This window comes from Frankia sp. ACN1ag, assembly GCF_001414035.1.
Lineage (GTDB): Bacteria > Actinomycetota > Actinomycetes > Frankiales > Frankiaceae > Frankia > Frankia torreyi.
Genome location: NZ_LJPA01000019.1, coordinates 128,513 through 137,250, shown reverse-complemented (window position 1 = coordinate 137,250; position 8,738 = coordinate 128,513). Strand labels below are relative to the sequence as shown.

General features: G+C 75.2%; 5 protein-coding genes and 2 pseudogenes. 2 read left to right on the top strand and 5 right to left on the bottom strand.

Features of this window, described 5'->3' with window-relative positions; translation table 11 throughout:
- Both UK82_RS38575 and UK82_RS38570 read left to right on the top strand, forming a co-directional pair.
- Window positions 1–153: pseudogene (locus tag UK82_RS38575) on the top strand (integrase core domain-containing protein); the annotation flags it as partial.
- 5 nt (window positions 154–158) lie between these two features.
- Window positions 159–231, top strand: a pseudogene (locus UK82_RS38570) (hypothetical protein); the annotation flags it as partial.
- Window positions 232–1,512: 1,281 nt separating this feature from the next.
- On the opposite strand, the gene UK82_RS18430 reads toward UK82_RS38570, so the two are convergent.
- The 5 genes from UK82_RS18430 to UK82_RS18410 all read right to left on the bottom strand — a co-directional run bounded on the left by UK82_RS18430 (window position 1,513) and on the right by UK82_RS18410 (window position 8,727).
- Window positions 1,513–2,796 carry a cellulase family glycosylhydrolase gene (locus UK82_RS18430; protein ID WP_082121638.1) on the bottom strand — a complete coding sequence of 428 codons (1,284 nt, stop codon included), beginning with the start codon at window positions 2,794–2,796 and terminating at the stop codon, window positions 1,513–1,515.
- Entirely contained in the window at window positions 2,796–4,685 is a 1,890-nt protein-coding gene (locus UK82_RS18425) for a hypothetical protein (RefSeq protein ID WP_055408344.1), read from the bottom strand. Before UK82_RS18425 ends, UK82_RS18430 begins: the two co-directional genes overlap by 1 nt.
- Entirely contained in the window at window positions 4,672–6,198 is a 1,527-nt protein-coding gene (locus UK82_RS18420) for a glycosyltransferase (RefSeq protein ID WP_055408343.1), read from the bottom strand. The genes UK82_RS18425 and UK82_RS18420 overlap by 14 nt, the downstream gene beginning before the upstream one ends.
- Window positions 6,195–7,472, bottom strand: coding sequence for a hypothetical protein (locus UK82_RS18415; protein WP_161849134.1), 1,278 nt, complete (start codon window positions 7,470–7,472; stop codon window positions 6,195–6,197). The genes UK82_RS18420 and UK82_RS18415 overlap by 4 nt, the downstream gene beginning before the upstream one ends.
- A 190-nt stretch (window positions 7,473–7,662) precedes the next feature.
- Complete coding sequence (locus UK82_RS18410) at window positions 7,663–8,727, bottom strand: glycosyltransferase family 2 protein (RefSeq protein WP_236706099.1); 1,065 nt, start codon at window positions 8,725–8,727, stop codon at window positions 7,663–7,665.
- Between the last annotated feature and the right edge of the window lie 11 nt (window positions 8,728–8,738).

Sequence of the window (8,738 nt, the reverse complement as noted above, 5' to 3'; positions counted from 1 at the left end):
GCGCAATACACGTCCGATGCCTATCATCGAACCCTGAGCAAGCACGGCGCGCGACCCTCCGTCGGCGCCACCGGAGTGTGCTGGGACAACGCCGCCGCCGAATCCTTCTTCGGCACACTCAAAAATGAACTCGTCTACCGAGAAATCTACCCCNNCCNCCGCGCCGCCCGCAGTGCGATCGCCGAGTACATCGAAGTCTTCTACAACCGGCAGCGACTCCACTCCACCCTCNGCTACCACACTCCGGAACACGTCGAACATCTCTACCTGACGAGTCAGACATCAATACCGGAGGCGGCGTAAAGCTGATATAGTCCAACTATCGCGTGTCCGTGAAACGGGCAGCACCTCACTTACCGGGGGAGAGGCGAGGACGGCCATGCAGTCGCTGGTCGGTCTGGCGTCGTCGCGCCGCGGCTGGACGGCTACCGGTCCGAGGAGCGATGACGACTTGCCCGATCCCTACCGAGGGTCACTCGACGCGTTCCGAGAGTGCGCTCAGACGATCATCGAGTGCTTGGCCGGGCCGATTTCTCTGGTCGCGGCGGCCTCCACCGGCCGCCGCGACTACGGATGACCCGCGGCCGGCAGGCGGGTCGGCGGACGGCCTAGATCAAGAAAAATCGCATGGTCCGCCGGCCGGACGCGGGAGGGGCTGACGAGCGCCTGAACGTATGTCGGATGAGCGTCTGGTTCGCCGGCCAGCGACTTCGGCGGCGGTTCTGTGGCTGCCGATGAATCCGGTCACACCGGCGGGTCGTGGAGAACATCGACGGGGCCAGGTCGTTGGTGTGGGTGGACGAGTGGAGATCCTCCAAGTTGCGGGGAGCGTGGCCATCCTGACCCGTCCAGCCGGGCACGAGGACGAGGGCGCCTCGGATGTCGAGCCTGCCGCGGACCTCGGTCAGCCTGCCGAAGCGATCGATCGACCCACCGGCCGATCACGACGACGGCGGTGGCTGTTGCTGTCCCTGGGCGCCGTCGCTGTCGTCGTGACGCTGATCGTCTCAACCCTGCGGTTGTTCGTCTTCCCGGCGCTCGATTCGCCGTCCAAGGCGGACGCGATCGTCGCGCTCGGCGGCGTGGACGGCGGGTTGGATCGGGCGCTGACGCTGAGCCGGGCGGGCTACGCGCCGACGCTGGTGGTGTCGGTGTCGGTGTCGACGCCGGACAGCTGGTGCCCGTCCGCGGCCGAGGCGGGCGCCGGGGNGCGGGNGATCTGTTTTCGGCCGGAGCCGTTCACCACCCAGGGCGAGGGCCGTGAGATCCGGTTGTTGGCGGGCCGTGACGGCTGGCGGAAGGTCATCGTCGTCGCGCGGCGGACCCAGGCGACGCGGGCCCGGCTGCGCGTCGACCGCTGCTTCCACGGCGACGTGCAGCTGGAAGCGCCGTCCATGCCGGCGCGCTCGCTGCCCTACAACATCGCCTACGAGTGGGGAGCCCTGGTGAAGGCCCTCGTGCTGCAACGCAGCTGCTGACCACCGCACTCGACGAAGCATCCCGCAAGCACTGTCAGCTCGCGGGGGCGCTTCCCGAGCGAGGGGCGGGGTCGAGCGCCCGGGCGAGGACGCCGAGGACCGGGTCGCCGGGCAGGATGTCGTAGCCGTCGCCGGAGTCGTTGCCGCGCCACGTCCACAGCAGGACGCCGGCGACGCCGGCCTGCAACTGGGCGCCGATCTTGCGGTCGACGAGGGCGGCCCGCCCCGGGATCCCGCCGGCCTCCCGCGGGGCGACGCCCATCTCCCCGACGATGAGCGGCTTGTGCAGCGCCGCGGACTGGCGCAGCCGTTCGGCCAGTCCGTTCCACCGGTCGCCGGGAACGGGGGCGGGGCTGTAGTCGTGGTACTCGAGGACGTCGACGCCGTCGATCGCGTGCAGGGTCGCGTACTCGTCGGCGGCGGCGCCACACTGGCCGGCGCCGACCGTGCCGACGCTGACCAGGTGGTGGGGGTCGACGCTCTTCACCAGGGTGACCATGTCCTGGACGAACGAGTGCAGTGTCGCGGCGGCGTTCGGGGCGCACGGGCCGTGGTAGGCCGTCGCGTCCTCGGCCTCGTTCATCAGCTGCCACATCGCGATCGCCGGCTCGTCGCGGTAGCGGGTGACGGCCTCCCGCACCCACGCGCGGTAGCTGTCGGGCTGGCCGGGCGGCGGCGCGGAACGGTAGCCGGTCTGGTACCACCGCTGCGTCTTGTAGCCGGCCTGGTAGGTGGGGAAGCCCTCGCACTGCGGCCACTGGTTGCCCAGGGTCGCGACGATGCGCAGGCCGCGGCTTTTCGCCGCGGCGATCGTGCGGTCGAACGTCGACCAGTCCCGTCGGCCGTCGAGGCTGGTGGCCAGGCGCTGGAAGAACCAGGTGCGCACCACCTGCACCCCGTTGCCGAGGGCGGGCGCGACCTCCTCGAGGTCCACCGGTTCCCCGCAGCCGTAGCGGCTGTCGTCCGCGGGGGTGTTCGCGTTCCACACGTTGATCCCGGTGAAACGCCACGGCTTGCCGGCCAGCTCCAGGCGGCCCCCGGCGACCGTCACGAACGCGTCGGCGGGATCGCCCGCCGACCCCGCCCGTGCCGGACCGGCGGAACCCTGCCGGCCGGCGGTGGCATGCCCGCCGCCCGCGCAGCCGGTGGCGACGGCGCCGAGCACGAGCGCCGCGCCGACCACGGCCAGCGCCATCCGGCGGAGGCGACCGGAGCTCGGGCGCCGTTCGGGCCGGCTCTGGCGCCAGAACTGGGGCTGGCGCCAGAGCCGGTGCTGGGGGGACGAGCCTGGGCGGGCGGCGCGGGGCGTGGCGCGCATCAGCGCACCGCGTAGACGCGCCAGGCGGGCAGGTCCCCGCCGGTGGGTTCCACCCGGACCAGCCGCAGCCTCGCGTCGCGGGCGATGGTCGGGTACGCCTGGTTGACGCGGTCGGCGGGCAGCGGATCCTCCCGGGGTCGGGCCACGACGTAGCGCACGCCTCGCCGGGCCGGTTCGTGGGCGAGCTCGTCGAAGCCATGGCCGGCGGGGACGGCGAACTGGCGGGGGTTGCGCGACGCCAGCACGACCTCGAAGCCGGTCGCGGTGTCCAGCAGCACCGTCCGCGGGGGCAGGTGCTGGGCGTCCAACCAGCGGGCGAGGCCGCGGTCGGTGTCGTAGCGGTGGCGCCGCTGCCGCTCGGCGCCGTCGGCCCGGTCGGGGGTGAACGCGGCGGTGAGGGTGTGCGCCTCGTCGGGGGCGACGGCGCGCTGGAGCAGGCCGGCCGCGCCCGCGGGCAGGGCCGCGGCGAGCATCACGGCGACGGCGACCCCGCGGCGGTACCGGGGCGCCACCGGGCGAGCCGACGGGCGGACGGCCGGGCGCGCGCCGCCGATCGGGTGAGCGGCCGGGCGGACGGGCGGGTGGGCGCCGCCGGGCGGGTGGGCGCCGCCGGCCGTGGCCAGGCCGGTGGCGGCGAGGATGGTGAGGGGAACGAGCAGGGTGGAGGACCCCAGCGACCAGGGCCCGCCCGGGCCGATCGCCGCCACCGCGACCGCCGTGCCGTAGCCGCCGACGAGGACGGTCAGGGCCGCCGCGCTCGCCGCGGCGCGCCGCCGGACGGCGACGACCGCGGCGACGATCAGCAGGGCGGCGGCGAACGGTTCCAGCACCGCCGACTGGGCGGCGAGCCGGGCGATCCGCGCCGCGGCGCCGACGCCCGACGCACCCTCCGCACCCCCGGGCAGCAGGTTCGGGTTCGTGCCGATCGCGACCATCCGCTCCCACGACCCGGCCACCAGCGTTCCGATCAGCAGCCGGACCGTCGTGGTGAACAGCAGCGGCAGGGCGACGACCAGCGCGTCGGCGCAGGCGACCGCGCGGCGGGCCGTCACCGGGCCGTCAGCGCCCCGATACGCCACCGCCGCCACCGCCGCGGTGGCGGCCACACCCGCGCCGAGCGCCGGCAGCCCGCACAGTCCGGCGCCGGCCAGTGCCACGCCTGCCGCGGCGAGCCGGTTCGCCGACCCACCGCGGCCCCAGCGCAGCAGATGGCGGGTCGCGAGCAGCAGGAAGAACAGCAACGACGCTTCCGCCGTGCCGTTCGCCCCGGCGTAGGCGACGGCCGGGTGCAGGGCGAACAGCGCCGCCACGGCCGCCGCGACCCGCCGCCCGGCGCCCAGCTCGCCGGCCGTGCGGTGCAGCTGCCGCACGGCGCCGGCGGTGAACAGCGCCGACTGCGCGGTGGCGCCGAGCCCGCCGGCCGCGAACGGATGCCACCACCAGGCCAGCGGCATCAGTGGCACCTGCACCGCCGCGGGCAGCGGCGCCCAGCCGACGGCGAGCCAGCCCAGCTGTCCACCGTCGCCGAACAGCGGGAGGTAGGCCCGCGTCGTCAGCCGCAGCGCCTCGGGCAGGGCGGCGCCCCGGCCCAGCCCCAGCCACGCCCCGACGGCGACATAGCCGGCGGCCAGGGCGGCGAGGACCCAGGGCGCGGGCCGGCGCCACGGCGGCGCGAGCCGCGCAACCGCGGGAGACCGGCGGCGACGCTCCTCGCGGTCGTCCCCGGGATGGGCCCGCCCGCCCGGCGGCCGCGGCAGGTGCGGCGGGATCTGCGGGGTTGGCGGGATCTGCGGGGTCGACGGGATCTGCGGGGTCGGCGCAGTCGCGGGACCACCGCTGGGCGGGGCCTCGGCAACCTCGGGTACCGGCCCCGCGTCAAGCGTGGACACTGCCGGTCTCCAGGGCGATCGACGTGCCGGCGGCGGAGGGGATGGCGGCCACCGGACGGTCGATCGTCGGCCCTTCCACGGCGGCAGCGACAGCGGCGGGAACGACGTCATCGGGGAGGGGATCGGACGGTGGGGGCAGTGGGGTGGCGCCGAGGCCGTGGGTCGTCTTCTCCCAGAAGCTTGGCGCGAGCACGAGCTGGACCATCGCCTTGGCCGCGGCCAGCGACATCAGCACCCAGTAGGCGAGCGACAGCACCGACCGGAACACCAGCCCGGGCAGCCCGGTGGCGCGGGCCGCGAGCACGTTGACGTAGACGAAGGTGAAGTTGCCGGCGACGAGGCACACCAGGCTGGCGTAGAGCAGCCAGGCCGGGAAGAGGGCGTGGACGAAGCCGACCCGGCCGACGAACCACATCAGCGTCAGCGCCCAGAAAATCGGGTTGATGATCGCGAGCAGCGGGGTTCCGCCGACGAACAGGTTGAACCGCAGGTAGGTGACGAGCCCCATCTCCCGGCAGCGGCGCAGCGGCTGGCGGGAGTGCACCAGCCAGGTCTGCAGGTAGCCCTTGTACCAGCGGGAACGCTGCTTGAGCCAGTTGATGGCGTCGCTGTTGGCCTCCTCCAGGGTGACCGAGTCGAGGATGAGCGTGCGGTAGCCGCGGCGGTAGAGCCGCACCCCGAGATCGGCGTCCTCGGTCACGTTGAACGGGTCCCAGCCGCCGAGCTCCCGCAGCACCTCGGTCCGGAAGTGGTTGGATGTGCCGCCCAGGGGCACCGGGGCATCCTGGCGGACGAGTCCCGGCAGCATGTGCTCGAACCACATCGCGTACTCGGCGGTGAACCACTGGGTGAGGATGTTCTGCTTGTGGTTGAAGAAGCCGAGCTTCGCCTGCAGGCAGGCCACGCTCGGCGGCAGCCGGCGGAACGCGGCGACGGCGCGGCGCAGCTGCAACGGTTCGGGCCGGTCCTCCGCGTCGAAGATGGTGACGAAGTCGCCGCGGGCGATCTCGAGCCCGATGTTGCAGGCCTTCGGCTTGGTGCGCGGCTCCGAGTAGGGCACCCGGACCACCCGCAGGTACGGCGGGGAGGCCGCGGCCCGCGCCGCCGCGTACGTCGCCTCGTCGTCCTCCTCCAGCAGCAGCAGCACCTCGAGCCGGTCCGCCGGGTACTCCAGCCGTCCGATCGCGGCGAGCAGGTGCGGCAACACCTCCGGCTCCTGGTAGGCGGGTACCAGCACGGTGTAGAGGGGCAGGTCGGCGTCGGGGCAGGCGCGCGCGTCGTCGGGATCGACCACGATCAGGCCCGGATCGTGGATGGCCCGGTGCAGCAGCAGGAGGCGTTCGGCGAACGCGGCGACGTAGGCGGCGCTGAGCACCGCCACCACGGCGATCAGCGTGGGGGTCGTCGCCAGCGTCACCCCGGCCACCAGCAGCACCCCGACGGCCGCCAGCCCGACCCGCTGGCCGGTCGACAGCGTGCGGCGCGCCGCCGCGTACGGACCGGGGGCGCTCATACCGCTCCCGCCAGCGCCGGGGGAAGCAGCGCGCCGAGGGCCGCGAGGGTCACTGCGGACGCCACGACGACGACGAGCGCCCACCGGGAGTGGGCCACCGCCGCCCGCCGCACCGGCCGGGAGGCACCGGCGCGGGCGCAGCGCGCGGCCCGGGGCGCACCGGCGACGGCGAGCACCCCGAACAGCAGCGCGAGGACGGCCAGATCCCCGCCCACTCCGAGGACGGCGCGGGCGGCGCCCGGCGCGCCCGCCCGCGCGGCGAGAACGGCGACGGCGATCCGCCCGACCGCCAGCGTCGCCCAGAGCGCCAGCACCATCACCCCCCGCCGAAACGCCCGGGCCGGCCGGCGGGCCGAACAGCCCAGCAGCAGGGCGAGCGCGAGAGCGGCGCTCACCCCCGCCGCCCCGGTCAGGGCGCCGGTGAGCGCCGGTCCGGTCAGCGTGGGCCCGGTGAGCGTGGGTCCGGCGAGCGGGCGGACCAGGGGCCGCAGGGCGGCGGCGACCGGGCGGGCCGGCCACCGGGCAGCCGCCTCCGGCAGCGGCGCGAGGGCGGCGGTCAGCAGCAGCAGCGGGGCGCGCAGCCGCCACATCGCGCGGGTGCCGAACACCAGGGCGACGGCCGCGGCCATCAGGGGCGGCAGGAGCAGCAGGTCGGCGTGCGTGGTCCAGAACCGAGTGCCGAGCCGGGCCGGCATCGCGGTCAGCACGAACACCGCGACGCCCAGCAGCGGCAGCCCCACCAGGTAGTCGACCTGACGGTCGTGGATGTCGGGCTCGCCGGGTGCCGGCCGGCCGCGCAGGAGCAGCAGCGCCGCACCTGCGGGCAGCACGGCGAGGTGGAAGGCCGCGCCGGCCTGGTCCCGGCCGGCCGGCCAGAGTCGGTCCAGGGTGCCGGCGCAGGCCACCAGGGCCGCCGCGGTGACCACCCCGACCCGCAGCGCGCCCCGGCCGTGCCGATCGGCGATCAGGCGCAGGAGACCCGGGCTCACCCCGCCGTCATCGGTGGCGCTGCCGTTCTCGGTGGCGTGGGCGGTGTCGGTGGCGCTGCCGGTCCTGGTGGCGCTGCCGGTCCTGGTGGCGCTGCCGTTCTCGGTGGCGTGGGCGGTGTCGGCGGCGTGGGCGGTGTCGGTGGCGATGGCCCCCGTGACCGTGCCGATGGGGTCGGTGCCGGCGTCGGGCTTCGCCGACGACTGGCGAGGCACCGGGACGGCCGGCGCGGCGGGGCGGGGCGGGGCGTCGTCGACCTCCTGCCCCTGATGCGGCCGCGCTGTCAACACTGGAGTTCTCCGTTCGCCAGAGGGGTGCGCCAGACGGGCGCGCCAGAGGGGTCGGGGAGGCCGTCGGGGGCCGGCCGGCAGCGGTGCTCTCAGGGGGACGGGCGAGGGGACATCCGGAACGGGGACGCGGGACGGGACGGGGACGGGGGGACGGGGACGTGGGACGCCGCACGGAGCGGGTAACCGCCTACCGGGGCGGGCGCGGGGAGCGGGTGACCAGGGAGCTCGCGCTGCCGCGCAGGTAGCCCGCCGTCGTGGCGGTGAGCCCGAGGACCACCGCCACCGCGGCCCGGCGCCGACCGCGCAGGCCCAGGTAGCGGCGGACCGCGGCCGGCAGGGTCCGGCGGACGTAGTCGCGTTCGACGGCGAGTGCCGAATCCCGCCCGACCGTTCGCGAGATCGTCGCCTTCGAGATCCCCTCGGCGTAGCAGCGGCGCCAGAAGTAGCCGGGCCGGGCCCGCGGCGGGGTGACCCGGTGGCGTACGACGGCGCTCGGCTGGTGGATGACGAGGGCGCCCGGGTCGGCCTGCCGCAGCCGGATGCCGAACTCGGTCTCCTCGCAGCCCAGCGGGCGGGCACCGACCCGGCCGACGCCCTCGGTGAAGCCGCCGACGAGCTCGAACGCCCCGCGGCGGAACGACATCGCCGCGCCGACCGGGTTACGCACCGGCGCGGCGACGGCGGGCAGCCCGGTGTGGGTACAGCCGACCACCCAGTCGAACTCGGCGGGAAACCATGCCGGCCGACCGGGCGTGGGCCACATCGGCACCGCCGCGCCGCCGACGCCCTGCACGCGCGGATCGGCGTAGGGCTCGAGTAGCCGCTCCAGCCAGTCCGGCTCCCCGCGGGCGTCGTCGTCGAGGAAGACCAGGACGGCGCCCGTGGCCGCCGCGACGCCCGTGTTGCGGGCACCCGACAGGCCGCGCCGGCCCGTGTTCGCCAGCACCCGGGCCGTCCCGCCGAAGGCGTCGCGGGCCCGGGTGAGCAGGGCCTCGTTGTGGTCGATGACCACGATGAGTTCCTCCGGCGGACGCCCCTGGCCGCGGACGCTGTCGACCGCGGCCAGCAGGTCGTGCCAGCGTTCCTCGGAGTAGGCGCAGATGATCACCGATGTCGGGCCGGTCCCCGGCCGTGTGGATGGCGGCAGGGTGATGGGCTGCGTGGCCCGCTCGTCGTCGGCCGGTGTCGTGCTGGCCGGTGTCGTGCTGGCCGGTGTCGTGCTGGCCGGTGCTGTGTCTGGTGGGTGCGTCACGGTCGCCTTCC